Raw genomic sequence first — 20,829 nt, 5'->3', positions numbered from 1 at the left:
CATGACGGGGCTCGGCACTCATTTCAAAACCATCCTGACGCTTTCATGGCGCAACCTGTGGCGCAATAAGCGCCGCACCGCGATTATGCTGGGTGCGATCTCGGTCGGTGTCTGGGCGATGATTTTCATGACCGCGCTGATGCGCGGCATGGTCGACGACATGCTCAACCAGGGCATTCGCAACCTGCCCGGGCATATCCAGATTCAGCATCCCGATTTTCTCGACGACCCGAACGTGGTCAACAGTATCGACGAACCCCGGGGTGAACTGCTGACGGCACTGACGCAAAACGGCAGCCGCAGCTGGGCCAACCGAATCCGGGTGCCCGCGGTCATTGCCAGCGAACGCGAAAGCCGGGGCATCAATCTGATCGGTATCGAGCCGGCGGCGGAAGCCGATATCACCGGGCTGCCGGCGCAGATATCCGCGGGTCGATTCCTCGAATCGAACCAGGACAAAGGCATTATCATCGGCGCCAGGCTCGCCGAGCGACTCGAAACCCGGCTCGGCAAACGCGTCGTCGTTATGAGCCAGGATCCGGCCAATAATATCGCCGAACGGGGATTTCGCATTGTCGGCATCTACCAGGCGGAACTGGCCGCGCAGGAGGAATTTAACGTTTATGCCGCGCGCGCTACGTTGCAAAAACTGTTGAATATCGAGGGCCGGATTTCACAGATCGTGCTCATCGACCACGACTATCGCGATGTCGAATCCCTCTACCGGAGAGTCAAGGCGGCCACGCCCGATGGACTCGAGGTTAAACCCTGGTACGAAATCGATACCTACCTCGCGGTCATGTTCAACATGATGGATGGTTTTGTGCTGGTGTGGGTGATCATCATTTTCCTCGCGTTGTCCTTCGGGCTGGTCAACACGCTGATCATGGCCATCTTCGAGCGCGTACGTGAAATTGGCCTGATCCAGGCGCTGGGCATGCGGCCGGGCCTGATCGTATACCAGATCCTGCTCGAATCGTTGCTGTTGCTGCTAATCGGTCTGGCGGTCGGTAACCTGCTGGCGCTGGTCACGATCAAGCCGCTGGAGAGCGGGCTCGACATCTCCATCGTCGCCGAGGGTATGGCAATGATGGGCGTCGGCAGCGTCATTTACCCCAGTCTGACTCTTTACGATGTGGTGCTGGCCAACGTCGTTGTCGTCTTGCTCGGCATCCTGACCAGCATTCTTCCCGCCTGGCGCGCGTCCCAGCTCGATCCGGTACGCGCGCTCAACACCCACTGAGTCGAAATCCATGAGTTCCATCCGCTGCCGCCAACTATGTAAAACCTTTAAACAGGGCGACGAGATCATTACCGGTCTCGATCACATCGACCTCGACATCGAGGTGGGTGAATTCGTCTGTCTGTCCGGGCCCTCGGGATCGGGCAAAACCACTCTGCTGAACGCGATCGGCGGGCTCGATACGCCCGACAGCGGCGAGATTCACATGGGCGATATACGGGTCGATCAACTCGAACGCGGGCCTTTGGCCGACATGCGACTTCACCACATCGGGTTCGTATTCCAGTCCTATAATCTGATCCCGGTGCTGTCGGCACAGGAAAACGTCGAATTTGTCATGGAGGTCCAGGGCGTGCCGGCGGCGGAACGCGCACAAAAAGCACTCGATATTCTCAAGGAGGTCGGCCTCGAGGGTATGGAAGACCGGCGACCGGCGCAACTGTCGGGCGGTCAACAGCAGCGCGTTGCGGTGGCACGTGCGATCGTCTCGCACCCCGACCTGGTGCTCGCCGACGAACCGACCGCCAATCTCGACAGTGTTTCCGCGGCGCACCTGATGGGCTTGTTTCAGGAATTGAATGAACACCACCGCATCACCTTCATCATCTCCACCCACGACAAACGCGTCATGCGTTACGCGAAGCGCCTGATCAAGATGCGCGATGGCAAGATTATCGGCGATGAAGTGCAGTAACATCATCCCGGTAATTATCCACATCATCCCGCTTCGGCGGACCACCGCAACTAGCCGCGTCATCCCGGAAATTGCGCAGCAATTATCCGGGATCTTTAAACGACCCCGCGATTCCAGGTTTCCCGCTCACGTAACGATCCGAAGTATTGCAATGACGCTGCTAATCACGGCATTGTACTTTGAGGGGGTACATGCTCTGGAACTACGCGGTCACTTTAAACCACAGGTCACAGCGGTAAATATCCCCGGTAAAAGCCTGTTGCAGGATTTCAGCGACGATCCGGCGATCGACGCAAATCTTGACTTACGGCTCAACCTGTCCGGCGGCAGCGGTCAATGGAGCTGGCGTAGCGACTATCAGCTGATCGCGGTAAAGGGCGACCAGCTCGAGTTACGACAACAAAACCCGAATCTCGGTTTCAATGCCGTAACGCTTGCGGACGATGAACAGCGCGTTTTCGATTTATCACATCGCATCAGCGATCAGGATGATCGTGTAATCACGCATCGCCTCGATCGCTTTTACCTGAGTCATACCTCGAACAAGACAGTGTTCAAGATCGGCCGCCAGGCCGTGTCCTGGGGTAACGGCCTGATTTACAATCCGGTCGATTTTTTTAACCCGTTTGATCCAGCCGCCATCGACACCGAGTACAAGACCGGTGACGACATGCTCTACGCTCAGTACCTGCTCGATTCAGGTGATGATGTGCAGGTAGTCTGGGTTGGCCGCCGTGACGAGGATGATGACGTCGACGCGGATGTCTCCAGTCTTGCGCTCAAGTACCACCGATTCTCGGAGGCCAGTGAGTTCGATTTACTGGTGGCGGAACATTACGACGCAAGTATCGTGGCGCTGGGGGGCAGCATCGATATTGCCGACGCTATCTGGCGCAGCGATATCATGCTAACCGATACCGGGGACGAGCATTTTACCAGCGCCGTCCTGAACTGGTCTTACTCGTGGATCGCCTGGGAAAAAAATACAAGTGTGGCGCTTGAGTATTTTCATAACGGGTTTGGCATCGACGACGGCGATTATGATCCCGTCGCGCTCGCAGACAACCCTGAATTACTGACCCGAATCGAACGCGCAGAACTATACACCCTGGGTGAAAACTACCTTGCAGCCGCGGCTACCATCGAGTTGGCGCCCCTGTGGGTGCTTACCACCAGTATTTTCAGAAATCTCGATGATAATTCGACACTGTTGCAGGTATTCAGTCAGCACGATCTGCAACAGGATTTACAGTTACTGCTTGCGTTGAACCTGCCGACCGGCAGCGATGGCAATGAATTCGGCGGTATCGACTCAGGTATAGATACCCGTACGCTTGCGGTCGGTGCATCGCTGTTTGCACAGCTCGCCTGGTACTATTAGACCGCTTCAGGGGTGATGTTCACTAACCCGCGTCAGCGGGATCACGCTAATACTATTTTCATTACACTCGATCCGGCTATCAACCCCGTAAACCCGCGCGATATTCTCCTTGTTCAGCACCCGGTCGACACTGCCACTGCATTCCAGTTCTCCGTGACTGAGCATATACAGCCGATCACAGAATCGTGCAGCCAGGCTTAAATCATGCAACACCACGACCGCGGCCCGGTCCTGTTGTGCGTGCTGCCGCAAAATTTCCATAACATGGAGTTGATGATAAGGATCGAGCGCGGCAACCGGTTCATCGGCGAGAATCAGTTGATTCCCGGTCGCGAAAATCCTGGCCAGCATGACGAGGGTTTGCTCACCTCCTGAAAGGGTCGTAACAATACGATTGCGATAGGCCAGGGTTTCGGTCATCTCCATTGCGGCTTCGATTTTGGCCTGGTCTTCTGCGCTCGCCTGTTGCCACCATTTCTGGTATGGAATACGCCCGAGCCCGACAACTTTTTCCACGCTGAACGGCCAGTAAGCCTGCGCACCCTGCACCAGATAACCCAGCCAGCGCGCGCGTTGCTGCGAGGAGATTTTCGCCATCCCCTGGTCCTGTAACCTGATCTCACCGCGGTCGGGTGCCTCGATACCGGTCAGCAATCGTAGCAGGCTGCTCTTGCCTGCCCCGTTCGGACCGATTAAACCGACCAGTTCCCCCTTGTCGACGTGGAAATCAATACCCTTGAGAATCGGTACCTGGTCGATGCTGTAATCGATAGCGGTTGCGCTCAGCAGGCTCATTGCAAGGTATTCCTCGATTTCAATATCAGCAGCAGGAAGAATGGCGCACCGACCAACGACGTGATCACGCCAAGTTTCATTTCCGCGGCAGTGGGCAGTGATTGTACCGCGATATCGGCGATCAGCAGCAAAATCGCACCGACGAGGCCGCTCGCGAGTAACAGCCGGCGCGGTTCATAGGCAACGAAAGGGCGTACCAGGTGTGGTACAACCAGGCCGATAAAACCGATGTTACCGGCCACCGAAACCGCCGCACCGACGCTTGCGGCTACGCCGAGAATCAGTACCAGGCGCATACGCACGACATTGAATCCCAGCGACTTTGCGGTTTCTTCACCGAGCGTCAGGGCATTCAGAAAGCGGCCGCAATAAAGCATCATAGCCCAGCCTAATACCAGGAAAGGCAATGCAATATAAAGCTCATTGAAGCTACGATTGGCAACCGAGCCGAGCAGCCAGAACACGATTTCTTGCATCGCGTAGGGACTCTCGGCAAAGTTAAGCGCGAGCGCGATCAGCGCACCGCCAATCGCATTGATCGCTACCCCCGCCAGGATCAGCGTAATGATCGAGCGGCTTTGACCCACGAGCAGAAAAATACAGCTAACCGCGAGCAGGGCACCGACCAGTCCGCCCAGCGGTAATACGAACCAGGCACTGCCGGCGAGACCGTAGTAAAACACGATAACCGCGCCCAGCGCGGCACCGTTTGAAATCCCGATAATGCCCGGCTCCGCCAAGGGATTGCGCAGCAATCCCTGCAGGGCAGCCCCGGCGAGCCCGAGAGTCCCTCCCACTAGGCCCGCGAGTAAAGCGCGCGGCAACCGTATGTCATGCAGGATCAGCATTTCTATCGAAGTCTGTTGATTGACGATATCGCGAATCGCCTTGCCCAGATCGATATCGACAGCACCAACACCAAGCGCGAACGCAAGTACTACCAGCAGCAGCGGCAACAGGATTGCTATCAACAGCCGTGTGTCTACGGCCTTGAGGTTCATCGACGTGCCGCCATCAGTTCGACTGCATCGACAATCATCGGTCCTGCACAAATCCGCAATCGAGTCGGGATATCGAGATACTCGCGTTGCCGGGTCAGTCTGGCTAAAACAGGATGACCCAGGTAGGCAGTCGCAAGTGAATCCTGTTGTGACAGGCCACGGTCAATTTGCAGCACATCGGGATCGGAGGCCACCAGTTTTTCGAGTGAAATCGCCTGGAAACCTTCGATTCCCATCTCCGCCGCCAGGTTTCGATACCCGGCCTGGATAAATAAATCGTCTTCGAGCGTATTTGCACCAATCGTAAAACCGTTGGGCGAGTAGATGATCACGCTTTTGACGGGTCGTTCGGCATAGCGTGCATGAATATCGGCTAGCCGCGATTGCATCTGCGCAATAGTTGCCTGTGCGCGCTGTTGATTGCCAGTCCACTCGCCAAACAATTCAAGTTGCTGGTAAATTTGTGCGACCGAGGTCGCTACCGGCATTTGTTTCACCGGGTATCCAAGCTGGCGTAGAAATTTGACCGTATCCCAGGCGACAAACTCGCTTGCCACGACCAGATCTGGTTCAAACTGGATGATCTCCTCGACCGACGAGCGATTGAGCGGGATATCGCCGACCGCATCGATCATGTAGGACATATTTTCATCCTGCGCCCAGACCGACAACGAGGCTATTTGCTCGCGGTCGGCGAGCATTAGCAGTAACTGGTCGGTACAGAGTCCGATAGAGACTATTCGTCGCGGTTTTTCGACCGCAAGCAGGGATGCCGAAGTCAGCATCAAGGCGCTAAAACAGAGGCAATAAAACTTCATGGATACCTGGTTCTTCTAAGCCTGCGCTATTCTCCGGATTGCGCCCTTACAGTAAAGCCCGGACTGACCTTCTTTTACGGCTGTTAAATTATTGACGTTACCGACGAACGGTCATATTTCGGGTATGAATGGTCATATGAGGTTACCAATAACAACTATGCTTTTATCCACACCTTATTAACACGCGAATTACATCACACTATCACTAATAATTTCTTAACGTCATCTTTATATCTCCCGGGAGCGTGATTTGATCGGAGTCAAGGCAGATTGGCGGGGAATGCAGGTAAAAAATGCTGGCACCAAAACTCGAAGTCGTTAACGCCAAGGGCGGGAAAAATCCGGTGTATAACTCGGTTAAGCGTTTCTCTCTGGACGGACTCAGTGACCTGATCCGCGTGCTGATGGAGAATGTTGACGACGCCATGTTTGAATTATCGGACAAGGTTAAAAATGACCGTGAGCGCAACATGTATATGGAGGCGATGCGCGAGATCAGGTTGAAACGTGACGGCATCAAAAAACATTTCACCTACGAAATGCAGCAATGCTTTAATACTTTCATCACAGGAAAATCTGACAACAACGAAGAGGATGACGAAGAGGAATTGACTCTTGTCGAGCTCGACGACCTCGAAGACAACATAGCAATCGAAAACATGATTTCGAAGGCGCGCCCGCGCTTCGAGGATGAGTTATTCGCAATAAGCGAACGTCTGAAACTAGTCCTGAAACGCAAGGAAATAAACGATGACGATAATCCCCTCGATCCCAAGGCAATCTGTGAAAGTTTTGACAAGGCATCCCAGTTGCTCGAAACCGATATCCAGTCGAAGCTGATCTTCTACAAGCTGTTCGATAAATACGTGATGAATAACCTGGGTCATTTCTACAAGGAATTAAACGAACTGTTCGTCAAGAAAGGTGTGCTGCCCGGTTTCAAACCCGACCAGGAAAGGATGAAACAGACCAGCCGTTACATGGCGAACCGTATCAAGAATAAAGGAGAACCTGGCGCCGGTGGGCCGGTCTTGTTGACTCCCGCATCCGGTGCGAGTGCCGGTGGAGTTGCAGGCGTTCAGGTAGCCGACGGCAACCTGTTTTCGGCGTTACAGCAGGCGGTAGCCGCCGTACCCGGTGCCGGAATTGCAGGTGCCGGAGGCGTAGCGGGCGCCGGTGGTGTACCCGGTGGCGGTGGAGTTGCGGGTGGCGGCGGAGTTGCCGGTGGCGGCGGAGTTACCGGTGGCGGTGGAGTTGCCGGTGGCGGCGGAGTTGCCGGTGGCGGTGGAGTTGCCGGTGGCGGCGGAGTTGCCGGTGGCGGTGGAGTTGCCGGTGGCGGCGGAGTTGTGGGTGGCGGCGGAGTTGCCGGTGGCGGTGGCGTCGCGGGAGGCGGTGCCGTTGCACCCAGTTCCCAGGGCGGTAGTTTTGTCGCCGCGCTGAACAGCCTGCAGGCCGCAAGCATTCCAAGCCAACCGCTGGCCTCGATCGATCCGCAAAGTCTCAAAGCACAAAGTCACCAGCAACTGGTCGATTTCAAACAGCAAAATCAGCACCAGGTTAATGCAACTGACGGCCAGACCATCGATGTGGTCTCGATGCTGTTTGATTTCTTTTTTGACGATGAGGCGCTGCCTGATCCGATCAAGGTTTTGATCGGCCGCCTGCAGATTCCAATGCTCAAGGTCGCTATTATCGACAAGGATTTTTTCAACCAGAAAAAACACCCTGCACGAAAATTGCTCGACAGCATTTCACGCGCGTCACTGGGCTGGAGCGAAGGTCATACCGACGAACAGCCGCTCATCGACAAAACCGAGGAAATCGTCAATTTCCTGATCAGCGAGTTTGATGAAGATATCTCGGTTTTCGAAGAAGCCTATATCAACTTCGAAAATTTCCTTACCGACCAGGACCAGAAGATTGAAAAAGTCGAAAAGGAGATTCAACTACAGGAAGAGAACAGGGATCTGCAAATTCAGCAAGCCCAGGATGCTGCGGCTGCACTGGTTCACAAGCTTATCAATAACCGGGAAATCAGTTTTGAAGTAATCGATTTTCTCGAAACCACCTGGACCTCGGTGCTGTTCAACGCATATTTGTCCCTGGGTGAAACATCCAATCACTGGAAAAACCTGAAACGTATCTCGACGTGTTTCGTCTGGTCGCTAATACCTAAATATACCGAGGAAGAACGGGTCAAGATTATACAAACCATTCCTGCACTGTTACGTGCGCTCTCAAAGGGAATGGACCTGGTTAAAATCCCGGTAGACGTGCAGAACCGGATATTCCAGATGCTGGCCCAGGAACATGCCAAGATCGTCAAGCAGACGTCGAAAAACATTGTAACTCGTGTCGACGATCAGACCGTCTGGCCTGAAGACAGCGGCGCTGACGCATTTGCCAAATCACAGGGTATCGATATCACGGAAGCACCGGATTTTGAGTTCTCTGCCAACGAAACCGGTGAAATCGAGGTCGTTCTGAACGAGATTGATGATGATTCCATCACCATTATCTCGGAGGCTTCCACGACCGATGTCATTGACGATCTCAACCAGTTTGCCGCTGGTGTCAAAATGGGTGAGATCGCGATAGACGAAGAAATTGTGCTCGCTTCTGATGACGAAGAACTGTTTGAAGCAGAAGACGAGGGTGAAGACTTCCTGGAGCAGGCCGGGGCGCTGGAAATCGGCGACTGGGTGGAATTTACCGAGTCGCAATCTAAAGTTCTGGTCGCGCGCCTGTCCTGGAAAAGCAATGTCACGGGTAACTTCGTCTTCGTCAATCGCCAGGGTCACAAGGTCAGAAACATGAACATGAGTAATTTTGCGATCGAACTCAAGGAAGGACGCGTCAAATGTATCGAATCAGCGTCAGTGTTTGATCGGGCCATCCACACCATCATGACGAAAACGCAGCACTAGGCGTTTATTACCAGTAACGTTCCGCGGCGGGTTGAAAAATCGTTGCCCGCACATGGAGTCCCACAGTTTCTGGGGGGCAATTCTGGCGTCAAGCGACAGCAAGCCCTTTTCTGCACATTTCTGTTCCAGACTAACGGCCTCTCCTTCGGCCGTATAACATCTTCCTCTACCCTCATAAAAAGATTCGGTCCAGCGAAGCTGGATTACCAACCCCGGATAGCGTATTTTTCGTCTACCGGGTGTCGAGACATCCAGAGCCCAAAACCACGGAGGCATTGCTATCATGAGCTACACCATTGACCGACTCATCGAGAATTCAGATTTTGATGACGTCGATACCAGGACGCGTAATGCCCTGGCAGCGCACGGATTCGGTGTTCTCACCGAAATCGACGTGAAAGCGACAATGAAGAAAAAACTTGATATTGACATGGAATCCTACCGCATTCTCGGTGCCTGCAATCCAACGATGGCACACCAGGCGATCGGCATGGAGCCAAAAATCGGGGCGATGCTTCCGTGCAATGTGATACTGCGCGCGGTCGAGGGTGGTGTTCAGGTCAGCGCAGTCGATCCGGTATCCTCGATGCAGGCGATCGACAACGATGACCTGAAAGCCGTTGCAGGCCAGGTGCGCGATATGCTGGCCAAAGTGGTTCAGGAAATCTAGGCAAATCCCGTTGCCACGGCATTGCCGAGTTTTTAGATCGACTTGATAACGTTCACCAGCGCTTCCAGCTCCGCTTCCCGGTTGTAGTAATGCACTGAGCTGCGCACCAGGTCAGGCAGCTTTCGGCGGGTCGCGTCAATCAGGGTGCTAACCGGAGAACTCACGCTGACCTGGACTCCATTTTCCCGAAGCCGCTTTTCGATATCGGTAGCCGCGACACCATCGACTGAAAAAGTCACGATCCCGCATTTCCGCTTGCCGATATCATGCACGCTGACGCCCGGTATTTCGGCCAGCATGCTCCGCAACAAGTCTGCCAGGCGCGTGACTTCGGCTTCGATATTATCAAGGCCTATGTTCAATGCATAATCAATCGCACTGCCAAGGCCCAGCTTGGCAGCATAATTACTTTCCCAGTTTTCAAAGCGCCTTGCATCCTTGCGCAATTCATAGTGATCTGCATCGATCCAGGTCGCGGAAAAAAGATCGATCACGGGTGGGTGCAGCGATTCCGGCACGCGGCGACTGACAAAAAGAAATCCGACACCCCTCGGTCCGCGTAAAAACTTGCGTCCGGTCGCACTGAGAAAATCGCAGTTTATCGCACTGACATCGAGTGGCATCTGGCCGGCTGACTGACAGGCGTCCACGAGGTACAAAATATCATGTTGTTTCGCAACCCGACCGATTGCCTCGACCGGATTGACGAGACCACCGTTGGTCGGTACGTGAGTTACCGATATCAGTCTTACCCGCTCGTCAATCATACTCTCCAGGGTTTCGACGCATATCTCGCCATCCACGGTGGAGGGAATGGTTTCGACAATGACCCCCTTTTGCCTGGTTACCTGCAGATAAGCCAGGTAGTTCGATGCGTACTCGGCTTCGGCCGTTAAGATGCGATCGCCCGCCTCAAAAGGAATCGCATAAAATGCCATCATCCAGCCGACCGTTGCATTTTCGACGATCGCAACCTCGTCTCGATGACAATTGATCAGACGAGCGACCGAATCATAAACCGCCTCGATTTGATCATGCTTGCGCCGCTCTGCCTCGTAACCGCCGACAGATGCTTCGAGTTCAAGATGCGCGATCTGGGTCTCCAGCACGCAGCGCGGCATTAATGCGGCACCTGCATTATCCAGGTGGCAATACCCTGTATCGGAAAGCAGGTCAGCCGTGATCGAATTTTTATCAATGGTCATGAGTGATTCCCTGGTCCGAAGGTGGAACGGCGCAGACGGATTCGTAAGGGTAGCGTTCAGATATACCACCGGTATAGGTAAAGACATCGAGTATGACTGCGAATGCCGGTTTTGTTATTTCGACATGCGGTGTCCAGCACCCCAGTTGCTGGTAACTGGAAATACATTGCTCCAGGGCGGCGGGACTGGTAGCGGGGAAATAGGATTGCTCGAGAGCCGCGATTTCATTGGCCGGGGTTTCATTCAGATACTGCCGGGCACTGGCATAGGCGCGGGTAAAGGCGCTCGCTTCGTCTGTGCCCAGCCATTCGCGCGAAGCGGCCAGGCTCGAAAAGGCACAGGGCCCAATCAGCGGGCCCACCTGGGCGACGATGCTGCCGACACCCTCAACCTCGAGTTGCTGCGGGTAAGGTCCCTGCTGTTGTACATACTGACCTTCGCCAGCGCGAAACGCCTGATCGATTTCATCCGCTCCGCCGGGCGTAATCGCCCGAATTTTGTCATAGTCGATACCGGCGCGATGGCAGGCGTAGCGAAACATCGCATTGGGTTGACCGCCACCGAACATGACCACTTCTGCGCCCTCGAGCTGGTGCCATGAGAACCCGGCATCCGCCTCGCGACCGCTGATAAAGAATCCATCCATTTCATTGATCTGGGCAAAGTGGAGCGGATAATCCGACTCGCCCTGCGCTATCGCGTTAAAGGCCTGGCTCGGTGCCGACTGCACGACCTGTGCCGACCCGTCCATAATGGCGGCGACCGCCGGCACTCCGGGTGGCGACACCGACCACTCGTACTCGAGACCTTCCCGATTAAGAAACCCTCCCGCCATCGTCACAATCAGGGGCGAGTAAAACGCGGAAAACAGCGTGAACTGGATGTTGATCTTCGACATGGTTGCAAATCTCCAGGGAATTAATTCGACGTTACGTCACTTCGAACCAGGTTACCATGCCGCCGGCCATGTGCTCGACCATGTGGCAGTGAATCAGCCATTTGCCTGGATTATCGGCGACGAATTTCATCGTCCCCTGCTCACCGCGTGAAAACAGCGCGGTATCGCGCCAGAAATCAGGCGTCCTGTCGTGAACGAAATGGTGTCCATGGATGTGCATCGCATGCGGCCAGCTGTTCTCGTTTTTAACATCAAGGCTAATTGCCGTTCCGCGTTTAACACTGAAGAGTGGCTTTTCCGGCATCCCTACGATGCCGTTGATGGCCCATATTTTGCGGTGCTCGATCAGCTCGCGAATCCCCATCTCCTTACCCAGAAACATTGCTCCACGCATGCCGCCCATGGCACCCCCTTCCATCAGCAACGGCACTCGTATAAATTCATCCGGCAGCCGGGTTTGCTGCAGCGGATTGTCGGCCAGTGCAATGGGTGTATCCAGGGTGTGCTCGCGCTTCCTGGTCTGATCGTACTCGAAACTCGCAACTTCGTAGGCGTACTCTCCAATAACGACCTCGATCAGTGAACGCTCGCCGGGACCGGCAGTCATGTCGATGATCAAATCGGCGCGCTGGCCTGGCGCCAGTAAAATTCTGCCCGATTCAGGAACAAAGGGTTTAACCGGTTGGCCATCAATCGCGACAACCGAGAGTTCGGGTTCGTTGAATAACAGATTCATGGTGCGCGCATTTGCGATATTGAGCAATCGCAGACGGACACGCTCACCGGCGGCAACTTTATACCTCTTCTCGGTTTCACCGTTCACGGTTATGACATTGCCGAGACGCCCGCGATGCGACCAGTCATGCAGCGCACCCAGGCTGCGCATATCCATCTGCATTTGATCATCGAGGCGCCAGTCATCGATAGCAAAAACCAGATCCTGGTCCACCCGCGGTGGTGATGCTTCTTCGACGATCAGGATCCCGGCCAGACCCAGGGCCAGTTGTGCCCAGGAGCGCTGGTGGGTGTGATACCAGTAGCTGCCGGCATCGGGGGGAGTCAATCGGTAATCGAAGGTTTGGCCCGGTAACACCGGTTCCTGGGTCATGCCGGGCACCCCGTCCATCGCGTTATCGATGCGCAGCCCGTGCCAATGAACAGAGCTGGATTCGTCGAGCGCATTTTTAAACCGAATCGTCGATTCCTGACCCTGCGGGATACGGATTACCGGCCCGGGTATCGACTGGTTATAAAACATGACTTGTGTTGCCATGACCTGGTCCGGACCGAATTTAAAATTACCGTTAGACGCGGTTAGCTGAAAAGCCGTGCTTTTAAGGGTCGCCAGGGCTGCAGGCGACTTGACAAGGGCGCTACCGAGTAACCCGGCGGCGCCTGCCTTGAGGAAATCTCTGCGCTTGACCAAGCTTCTTATCCCCCGTGCGATTTCGGATTGAACATTATTTCACCACCTGGTCCCAGCACAGGTGCAGGGCATCGAGGCAGGAATGCGCGAGACGGCCACAACGTTCCGGGCTCCATCCCTGGATACGATCCGGGGTTCCGGTGGCATCCTTGAACGGCATTTCCAGCGTCATGACCAGCGCACCAAAGCGCTCCGCGAGCGAGTTCGAGCAATAGGTCATGTTAGCGTTGCCGGCCGAATTCGGCGGATAGCCGTGTTCGACCTGGAAATCCGGGTTAATGTTCGCGAGCGTCATCTTGAACAGTTCGAGTTGCTGCTGGCGTTCATGGTTCCAACCGGGAATGCCCTCGGTGCCCGCTATAAAGTTGTACGGCAGCGCCTCATCACCATGCACGTCGAGACCAAAATCGAGCCCAGTTTGCCTGATCTTCTCGAGCACGCACAGTACCTCGGGGCTCTTGTCCGGGGTGGGGTTGTCCCATTCGCGATTCAAATTCGATCCCACCGCGTTGGTACGCAAATGCCCGCGCCGACTTCCGTCGGGATTCATATTTGGCACCAGGTAAATTACCGCCTTGTCGAGAATCGTGTTGACAACGGGATCACTGTGGTCGACCAGGCGATTGACCAGGCCTTCCATCCACCATTCAGCCATGGTTTCACCCGGATGCTGGCGTGCCACCATCCAGATACTTTTTCGTCCCTCCCCGGGCTCCCCAAAACGCAGACAATCCATAGCCTGGCCATCTAGTGTTACCCCCAGCGTCTCCGCCTGGCAGCGCTCGCTGGAATGCGCAAATGCAAGCAGGTCCGCATGACGCTCCATCGAGTAGGGCGCAAAATAGGCAAAGTAGACCTGGTCTTCGCTACTGTTATGTTCAATGACCAGGTTTTCACCATCGTAAGTGGTTTCGACGCGAAACCAGAATTCGCGGTCGTAACTGGCGACGGCCTGGTACCCTTCCCAGCCCTTTTTGTAGGCTGCGCCTGCCGCATTGGTAATCAGGTATCTGCACTCGAGATCCTTGACGTTTGCCGCGCGAAAATAAAACCACTGGTAAAAGTCCGACTGATTGTCGGCACGTATCTCGAGCAGAATATTGCTGGGATCGCTAGCATCGAGGCACTCGATATTGCCACCGTCGAACTGGCTGGAAACAAACATGATTTTTCCCTGTTAAGTACTGTGTGAGAGAATACTGTATGCGCTGGATAATTTCGATTGCTTTACTGTCATTACTGAGCGGCTGCGCCGACCTCGGCTATTACTGGCATAGTGCGACGGGGCATCTGGCGGTTATGAATCAACGCGTTGACATCGACACGTTGCTCGCAGATGACTCGCTTGAAGCCGATTTGCGCGAGCGTCTGGCGCTAGTGCAGGAGATAAGGCGCTTTTCGATCGAACGCCTCGAGCTACCCTCAAACGGCAGTTACGACAGTTACGTCGAGCTGGATAGGCCCTACGTGATCCAGAACCTGTTCGCCGCACCGGAATTCTCGACACGGCTTTACGAATGGTGTTACCCGATCATCGGTTGCGCCAGCTACCGCGGTTACTACGATGAGGACCGCCTGTTAACCTACGCCGAGGACTTGATGTCAGAAGGCCTGGAAGTGCATATTGGCCGAGTCTCGGCCTATTCGACACTGGGCTGGTTCGATGACCCGGTGCTGAGCAGTTTTATTAACTGGCCCGACTACCGCCTCGCGGGATTACTGTTCCACGAACTCACACATCAGCAGATATATATCGATGACGACACAACTTTCAACGAATCGCTTGCAACCGCCATACAACAGGTTGGCACCGAACTCTGGTTAAAATCACAGAACCGGTTCGAGGACCTCGGCAAGATATCGCGCTGGCTAAGCTATCGCGGCGAGGTATTTGAACTCATCGAAGACGTCCGTAAAGAGCTGACAGATATCTATTCCAGTGACCTCAGCGATACAGAAAAACGCCAGCGCAAAGCGCAGGTATTTGCCAATGCACGAGATGCACATGGCAGCATTGCCGGCAGGTATGAAATCAACAAGGGATTCACAGGCTGGTTTGCCGATGACCTGAACAATGCCAAGATCGGATCAGTAGCCGCTTATAATTCCGAGGTCCCGGCATTTATCAACATGATCGAGGCACACGACTTCGATTTTGCGGCGTTCTTCTGTTACGTGGACAAGCTCGGTGCACTCGACAAGTCAGCCCGTGATGGCTGCCTTGGAGCCTGGAAACAGCGAGGCGATTTCTCGGACCAGGTTTGTCCCGGGATAAGGTTGGCGAAGGTTACTGCTTGCGGATGAAATTCGAGTACTTGGTGTAGGTTAGCTTATAGTCTTCGAGATTCTCATCGAGCATCTGCTGGTACTGGGCATGGAAAAACTCGCGTGCCCCGGGAATATCACGCTCGTAGTCTTCGAGCACCGGGGCATGATGTGAGACTACATGAGCATTGTAACGAGACGCCGCGTACAGCAGTGCCATACCGACGTTTTCCGGGCTATTGGTTTCGGCAAGCTCGTTGGCACGATCGATAAATGAATCCACCATACGACGGTAGGTTTCATCGAGTTCTTCATCGGTTATGGTTTCGTCAGCCATGGCATCGTCTCGTCAAATTCAAGATGCCGACGATCATACCACAGCGTAATTAACACGCCGTTCAGATTCTCACATTAACTGAAATGACAGGTCACCCCAATTCTCTAAACGCAACTTCGCTAGTCACAGTGGGTGGAATACATTTTTGCCCGTCAAAAATGTTTTCCGCCCACCTTCGAGAAATCTTTCCAATTGCCGGAAGATAGCGGCGGAACTGGTTAATTTTTTAGTGGGCGTGTTTGTCAACCAGGTGCTCGGCAATGATTTCGGTCAGCCCCAGCAGCTCGACTTCCATTTCGTTGTGTTCTACGCCTTCCTCCATGACCATGCGACAATTGGAGCAAGCGGTCACGACCGCGTCGACCTTGAGCGCATCGATCTGCGATTTCTTCTTGTTGAAAGCAGTGAGTTTCAACTCCTCGGCGCGCTCGTTACTGCTGACGCCGCCACCGCCGCCGCAGCACCAGTTCATCGAACCATGGTCGGTCATTTCGACGAAGTTCTCGGCCAGTGGTTGCAGCAGGTTGCGCGGTTGTGCCTGGATGCCGCCACGGCGCACGATCGAACAGGGGTCGTGGAAGGTCAGACGTTCGTGTTCCATGCCAGTAGTCTCGAGCCGGCCCTCGGCGCGCAACTCGTCGAGCAATTCGAGTATATGCACGACGCGAAACGGATAGGCCTTGCCGATGAAATTCGGCCCCTCCCAGCGCAACGCGGTATAGGCGTGGCCGCACTCCGGGCTGATGACGTTTTTGACCTTGAGTTTCTCGGCGCCGTCGACGACGCGCTGTACCAATTGCCCGGCGATCGTCTTGTTACCAATCTGCAATCCTGAATTGGTGGCCTCGTAGGCCTCGGACGACAGGGTCCAGCTGACGCCGGCGTGATCGAAGATCTTGGTAATCGACTCGAGATACTCGGGATAGAGCGCGATTTCGTTGGACGAAAGCAATGCAAGATAATCGGCGCCTTCGACGTCCAACGGTACCTTGAGGCCGGTATTCGCCTCGACGTGTTTGATTGTCGCCGCGACTGCTTTCATGGTAATACCCATTGGGCTGCCGATATCGACCGCGCGCTGTGTCGCGCCGACCAGGCCCTCGGGTGAAAAGCCGGCCTTGGCGAGGCCATGCTTGACCTTGAAGATGACCATCGAAATATCGACACCGACCGGGCACACCATGCTGCAGCGACCGCACATCGAGCAACCGTCATAGACCAGTTCCTCCCAGTCGGCGAGATCCGCCTCGGTCATGGGTTTGCCGATACCAAGTGCGCTGCTGAGCTTGCCCCAGAAACTGTATTCCTTTTGCCACAGTTTGCGCAGGGGCTCAGTTTTGTAGATCGGGGTATAGCGCGGATCGTTGGTCTCGGTATAAAACAGGCAGGCTTCGGCGCAAATGCCGCAGCGTACGCAGCTCGAAAAGAAGGATTTGACCTTGCCGTCAATTTCGTTGCGCAGGGTTTCGAGACCACGTTCGAGTCGTTCGCTCATTCGATTAATCCCCTAGGCATCGATGCCGCGCCGTCCGAACCAGGCGCCGGTAAAAGCGCGGCTTGGCACGAAGGTAAAGGTGTGCATTAACGCGCTGAACGGAAAATAAATCAGCCAAAGCTCGACCGTGAAACGGTGTAGCAATCGCAGCGCAGGCGAGCCCTCGAGCAGCGCGAAACAGCCGGTCAGCATGACGATGAAGGTCAGGATTGCGGCGACGTGATCGTCGAGTGTCGATATCAGCCGGCTGACCGGGTTCACCAACCGACGTAACCACAACATGATCAGGCCGAGAAAGGCGAACTGGGCGGAGACGATAAAGGCCCAGTGCGGCATCGCTGTCCAGCCAAAACCGAGAATATGTTCCTCGAGAAACAAGACGTGCGGCGCGGCGAAAAACAATAACGCGAACAAGCCCAGGTGAAACATGTATCCCGCGATGACCTGCATTTTTATGCTGGCCGCAATTTCCCTGTGCGGCAGGAAACGGCTAAACACGGTTCTGACCGCGCCTGACGTCGCCGAGTCGCGCGCCACGGAAAGGTCGGTTTTACGGCTTGTAAAAATAATGCTGCCCAGCTTCCAGACAACGCCTGTGCAAAACACCGCGAGGGAAAGATACCAGAGCGGTCCGTCAACGAGGTATTCGATCATTTGCCCTGCTCCGTCACGGGTTGAGATATACTCCCGGTTTGTCCCTGCAGCCGCGCGTACTCCTCGGCCGAGACGATTAAATCCTGTTCGCGGCAAAGCTTTCCCCAGCGATCGTGATGTGCTGCTGCCCAGTTGATATCCACATAGCCGGATTTCATACCCTCGAGCGCGCCTTCGCTGCCGATCGAGCCGAGATACATATGGCCGATCGAGACCACGATTAATATCATCGCACTGACCACATGCAGGATATGGGTGAACTCCATGATCAGTCGGCCCTGCCCGAAATTGGGCGATACCAGGATCAGACCGCTGATCGAAATCACGAGGCCTATCAAAATCACCATCCAGTACCAGGTTTTTTCGCCCATGTTGAAAAATCCGCCCGAAACGTGACCCTTACCGATCAGGCCACCGCCCTTGAGCAGCCAGGTCAGATCGCCCTTTTCGTAAATATTGCGTCGCCCGAAACTGATCAGCATCATGATCAGCGATACCAGGAACAGTGGGCCAAACAGGTTGTGCCCCTCCTTGCTAGCCGAGGCCAATAGTGCAAAGAAATCCTTGCCAAACAGCGGAATCAGCAGCGGGCGGCCCAGCAACAGTATCAACCCGGTAATGGCGAGAAACAGGAATACGATCGCCAGTGTCCAGTGCACGACGCGCTCGTAGTCGCTAAAACGTTTGACCACGTTACCAGACAGGCCGCCCTCGATAGACACCTTGCCACGGATAACGAAAAACAGAACGATGATGACGAAGATGGCCGCAATCGCGATGGCACTGTAATCCGCCAGCGTGGTCATGCGAAACAGTGCCCAGCGTTTGCCCTGGGCATTGATCAGCACGCCGCTATCGACCTGTCCGACCTGGCTGATTCCCTGCTGTATCTGCTGGCTGTTGCGCATTTCGCGTAACAGTTCGTTGACCAGCAGTCCCTGGTTCACTTCGTTGAATTCGCCGCTGCCGTCGCGCCGGCGTATTTCGCGCCACAGTTCACTACCCGGGTTTATTGTTGGCACTCCTTGCGGGAAATTTTCATGTTTTTGCGGTACAGCTGCAACGGAGACTTGCGTCAAAAACAGGCCAACCACAAACAGGATAATAGCTGTCAGTTGCGTAGGTGAAACGGGTGAGTATATGTAGCGGGAATTAACCAAGCTTTATCCTACCGGTTTTGACTCCCGGCAGAATAAAACAGGTCATAATTTATGCAATATTAACCAACGCAGTAGTTGACCTAGGACAACTACTGACCGCGACGGCCTTGAGCTAGTAAGCGGAGTCCGCAGATTCGCGTTGCCCGGTATCGGTGTTGGCTTGCGCCTGACTCTGCGGCGCGGATTCATTTGAATCCTTGACTTTTTCATACCACAGGTCGTGATGTTCCTTGGCCCAGTTAGCGTCACAGTAGCCGGTCTTCATGACTTCAAAAGTCGCTTCCAGTGCCGCGGTGCCCATATAGATATGACCAAACGAAACCACGATCAGAATTATCGCGGATACGCTATGCACCCAGTGATAAAACTCCATCGTGGCACGCGCCTGGCCAAAAATCGGAAAGTCGAGCACCATGCCACTGATAATCACCGCAAGTCCAACAATCGTCGCCAGCCAGAACCAGAGTTTTTCGCCGGCATTATAGCGACCGGCACTGGCGTGTTTGCCGAACAATCCACCGCCTTTCAGCAACCACTGCAGGTCGAGTTTGGGAGATGGAATATTGTCGCGTACAAACAACACGAACAGCCAGGTCAGCGCCAACATGAAGACGGGTCCAAGGTAATCATGCAGGAATTTGGCCGCCACGGCGATATTGCTGAAACCCTCGGCACCGAACAGAGGGATTAGAAATTTGCGACCCAGCAACAGGATCAACCCGGTTAGGCCGAGCGTCACGAAAAGAATCGCCGTAGTCCAGTGCGCGGCTCGCTGACTCGTCGTAAAACGTAAAATCTTGACGCCCGAACGCCCGTTCTCGAGCATGATGCGACCGCGCAACAAACGGAAGATCGCGATTATGACCAGCACGATCAAAATCGCTGCACCCGCTATCGGCACCAGTTCCTGCATCCGGTACTCGCGCCAGGATTGGCCCGACACGTTGACCAGCACGTTGGCACCCGGTGATTTGACCTGGCTGATACCCTCGACAACGCCATCACGCTGTCGCACCTCGCGCCATAGCTCTGAACCGGGATTAATGGATAGCAAACTCTCAGGTGGGGGAGGAGGATCGACAGAAGGATCGGCAGCCTGCACCTGGAACACGGACAACACCAGGCAAACCATCATTATCAACGTATGGATTCTCACGACTCTCACCCTTTTCCCAGTTTTCATTGTGCTGCCAAATCCATCGGGCGAACCTCGATACGTCCCTGTATCGATCTCATTTCTATGCCTGCGTATTATTAACCCTGGATCTTGGTGTTGTTAAAGTTAACACCCCAGTCAAAGGCGCTGGCGCCGCGATTGATGATGCGCTTGCGATAGATATCCGAGAGTACGTCTGCATCGCCAGCCAGCAAGGCCTTGGTGGAGCACATCTCTGCGCACAACGGCAACTTACCCTCTGAAAGCCGGTTGCGTCCATACTTTTTGTACTCTTCGGAGCTGTGGTCATCTTCCGGACCACCGGCGCAGAAAGTACACTTATCCATCTTGCCACGCGACGAGAAGGCTGACGATTCGGGGAATTGTGGCGCCCCGAACGGACAGGCGTAAAAGCAGTAACCGCAGCCGATACAGATGTCCTTGTCGTGCAAAACGATGCCGTCACCGGTGGTGTAAAAGCAGTCCACCGGGCAGACTGCAGCGCAAGGCGCATCGGAGCAGTGCATACATGCGACCGAAAGTGAGCGTTCACCCTGCTCGCCATCCTTGATCGTAACCACGCGTCGGCGGTTAACGCCCCAGGGGATATCATGCTCGTTTTTACAGGCGGTTACGCAGGCATTACATTCGATACAACGTTCCGCATCACAGTAAAATTTCATAGTAGCCATTTTTCAATCCCC

The 20,829-nt window shown here is 54.6% G+C and carries 19 protein-coding genes; 6 read left to right on the top strand and 13 right to left on the bottom strand.

Annotated elements, in window-relative coordinates:
* Window position 1: 1 nt before the first annotated feature.
* The 3 genes from OES20_07815 to OES20_07805 all read left to right on the top strand — a co-directional run bounded on the left by OES20_07815 (window position 2) and on the right by OES20_07805 (window position 3,318).
* Window positions 2-1,243, top strand: a complete 1,242-nt coding sequence (locus OES20_07815; GenBank protein ID MDH3634597.1) for an ABC transporter permease — start codon at window positions 2-4, stop codon at window positions 1,241-1,243.
* Window positions 1,244-1,253: 10 nt separating this feature from the next.
* The gene (locus OES20_07810; protein MDH3634596.1) at window positions 1,254-1,937 is read left to right on the top strand and encodes an ABC transporter ATP-binding protein; all 684 of its coding nucleotides are present in this window, start codon (window positions 1,254-1,256) and stop codon (window positions 1,935-1,937) included.
* A 151-nt stretch (window positions 1,938-2,088) separates the two neighbouring features.
* Window positions 2,089-3,318, top strand: a complete 1,230-nt coding sequence (locus tag OES20_07805) for a hypothetical protein (GenBank protein ID MDH3634595.1) — start codon at window positions 2,089-2,091, stop codon at window positions 3,316-3,318.
* A 6-nt stretch (window positions 3,319-3,324) separates the two neighbouring features.
* Here the strand turns inward: OES20_07805 and OES20_07800 are convergent, their stop codons facing one another.
* From OES20_07800 to OES20_07790, 3 genes are read right to left on the bottom strand one after another with little or no spacing between them, the layout of a single operon-like run.
* The gene (locus tag OES20_07800) at window positions 3,325-4,113 is read right to left on the bottom strand and encodes an ABC transporter ATP-binding protein (GenBank protein MDH3634594.1); all 789 of its coding nucleotides are present in this window, start codon (window positions 4,111-4,113) and stop codon (window positions 3,325-3,327) included.
* Window positions 4,110-5,114 carry an iron ABC transporter permease gene (locus tag OES20_07795; GenBank protein MDH3634593.1) on the bottom strand — a complete coding sequence of 335 codons (1,005 nt, stop codon included), beginning with the start codon at window positions 5,112-5,114 and terminating at the stop codon, window positions 4,110-4,112. The genes OES20_07800 and OES20_07795 overlap by 4 nt, the downstream gene beginning before the upstream one ends.
* On the bottom strand, window positions 5,111-5,932 hold the full coding sequence (locus tag OES20_07790; GenBank protein ID MDH3634592.1) for an ABC transporter substrate-binding protein: 822 nt from the start codon (window positions 5,930-5,932) through the stop codon (window positions 5,111-5,113). The genes OES20_07795 and OES20_07790 overlap by 4 nt, the downstream gene beginning before the upstream one ends.
* 293 nt (window positions 5,933-6,225) lie before the next feature.
* On the opposite strand from OES20_07790, the gene OES20_07785 reads away from it, so the two are divergent.
* Window positions 6,226-8,859, top strand: a complete 2,634-nt coding sequence (locus OES20_07785; GenBank protein MDH3634591.1) for a DUF1631 domain-containing protein — start codon at window positions 6,226-6,228, stop codon at window positions 8,857-8,859.
* Between the two features lie 283 nt (window positions 8,860-9,142).
* Entirely contained in the window at window positions 9,143-9,529 is a 387-nt protein-coding gene (locus tag OES20_07780; GenBank protein MDH3634590.1) for a DUF302 domain-containing protein, read from the top strand.
* A 32-nt stretch (window positions 9,530-9,561) separates the two neighbouring features.
* On the opposite strand, the gene OES20_07775 is transcribed toward OES20_07780, so the two are convergent.
* From OES20_07775 to OES20_07760, 4 genes are read right to left on the bottom strand one after another with little or no spacing between them, the layout of a single operon-like run.
* Window positions 9,562-10,734 (bottom strand): aminotransferase class V-fold PLP-dependent enzyme, encoded by a 1,173-nt coding sequence (locus OES20_07775; protein ID MDH3634589.1) that lies wholly within the window; start codon window positions 10,732-10,734, stop codon window positions 9,562-9,564.
* Entirely contained in the window at window positions 10,724-11,632 is a 909-nt protein-coding gene (locus tag OES20_07770) for an ABC transporter substrate-binding protein (protein ID MDH3634588.1), read from the bottom strand. Before OES20_07770 ends, OES20_07775 begins: the two co-directional genes overlap by 11 nt.
* A 31-nt stretch (window positions 11,633-11,663) precedes the next feature.
* Entirely contained in the window at window positions 11,664-13,058 is a 1,395-nt protein-coding gene (locus tag OES20_07765) for a multicopper oxidase family protein (protein ID MDH3634587.1), read from the bottom strand.
* Between the two features lie 34 nt (window positions 13,059-13,092).
* On the bottom strand, window positions 13,093-14,223 hold the full coding sequence (locus tag OES20_07760; protein MDH3634586.1) for a M14-type cytosolic carboxypeptidase: 1,131 nt from the start codon (window positions 14,221-14,223) through the stop codon (window positions 13,093-13,095).
* Window positions 14,224-14,261: 38 nt separating this feature from the next.
* Here OES20_07760 and OES20_07755 point away from each other — a divergent pair, with 38 nt between their 5' ends.
* Complete coding sequence (locus OES20_07755) at window positions 14,262-15,362, top strand: aminopeptidase (protein ID MDH3634585.1); 1,101 nt, start codon at window positions 14,262-14,264, stop codon at window positions 15,360-15,362.
* Here the strand turns inward: OES20_07755 and OES20_07750 are convergent.
* The 6 genes from OES20_07750 to fdh3B form a co-directional block, all read right to left on the bottom strand.
* Window positions 15,346-15,660: a DUF3144 domain-containing protein gene (locus OES20_07750; GenBank protein MDH3634584.1), complete on the bottom strand. Its 315-nt coding sequence runs from the start codon at window positions 15,658-15,660 to the stop codon at window positions 15,346-15,348. The genes OES20_07755 and OES20_07750 overlap by 17 nt on opposite strands.
* A gap of 226 nt (window positions 15,661-15,886) precedes the next feature.
* The gene (locus OES20_07745) at window positions 15,887-17,155 is read right to left on the bottom strand and encodes a (Fe-S)-binding protein (protein MDH3634583.1); all 1,269 of its coding nucleotides are present in this window, start codon (window positions 17,153-17,155) and stop codon (window positions 15,887-15,889) included.
* A gap of 12 nt (window positions 17,156-17,167) precedes the next feature.
* Window positions 17,168-17,809, bottom strand: a complete 642-nt coding sequence (locus tag OES20_07740; protein MDH3634582.1) for a hypothetical protein — start codon at window positions 17,807-17,809, stop codon at window positions 17,168-17,170.
* Complete coding sequence (locus OES20_07735) at window positions 17,806-18,831, bottom strand: formate dehydrogenase subunit gamma (protein ID MDH3634581.1); 1,026 nt, start codon at window positions 18,829-18,831, stop codon at window positions 17,806-17,808. The genes OES20_07740 and OES20_07735 overlap by 4 nt, the downstream gene beginning before the upstream one ends.
* Window positions 18,832-19,081: 250 nt before the next feature.
* Complete coding sequence (locus OES20_07730) at window positions 19,082-20,125, bottom strand: formate dehydrogenase subunit gamma (GenBank protein MDH3634580.1); 1,044 nt, start codon at window positions 20,123-20,125, stop codon at window positions 19,082-19,084.
* A gap of 98 nt (window positions 20,126-20,223) precedes the next feature.
* The gene (gene fdh3B / locus OES20_07725; GenBank protein MDH3634579.1) at window positions 20,224-20,817 is read right to left on the bottom strand and encodes a formate dehydrogenase FDH3 subunit beta; all 594 of its coding nucleotides are present in this window, start codon (window positions 20,815-20,817) and stop codon (window positions 20,224-20,226) included.
* Window positions 20,818-20,829 lie beyond the last annotated feature (12 nt).

The organism is Gammaproteobacteria bacterium (assembly GCA_029862005.1).
Classification (GTDB): Bacteria; Pseudomonadota; Gammaproteobacteria.
Note: the sequence above shows the minus strand (reverse complement) of the source record. Positions and strands in the feature narration are given on the sequence as shown.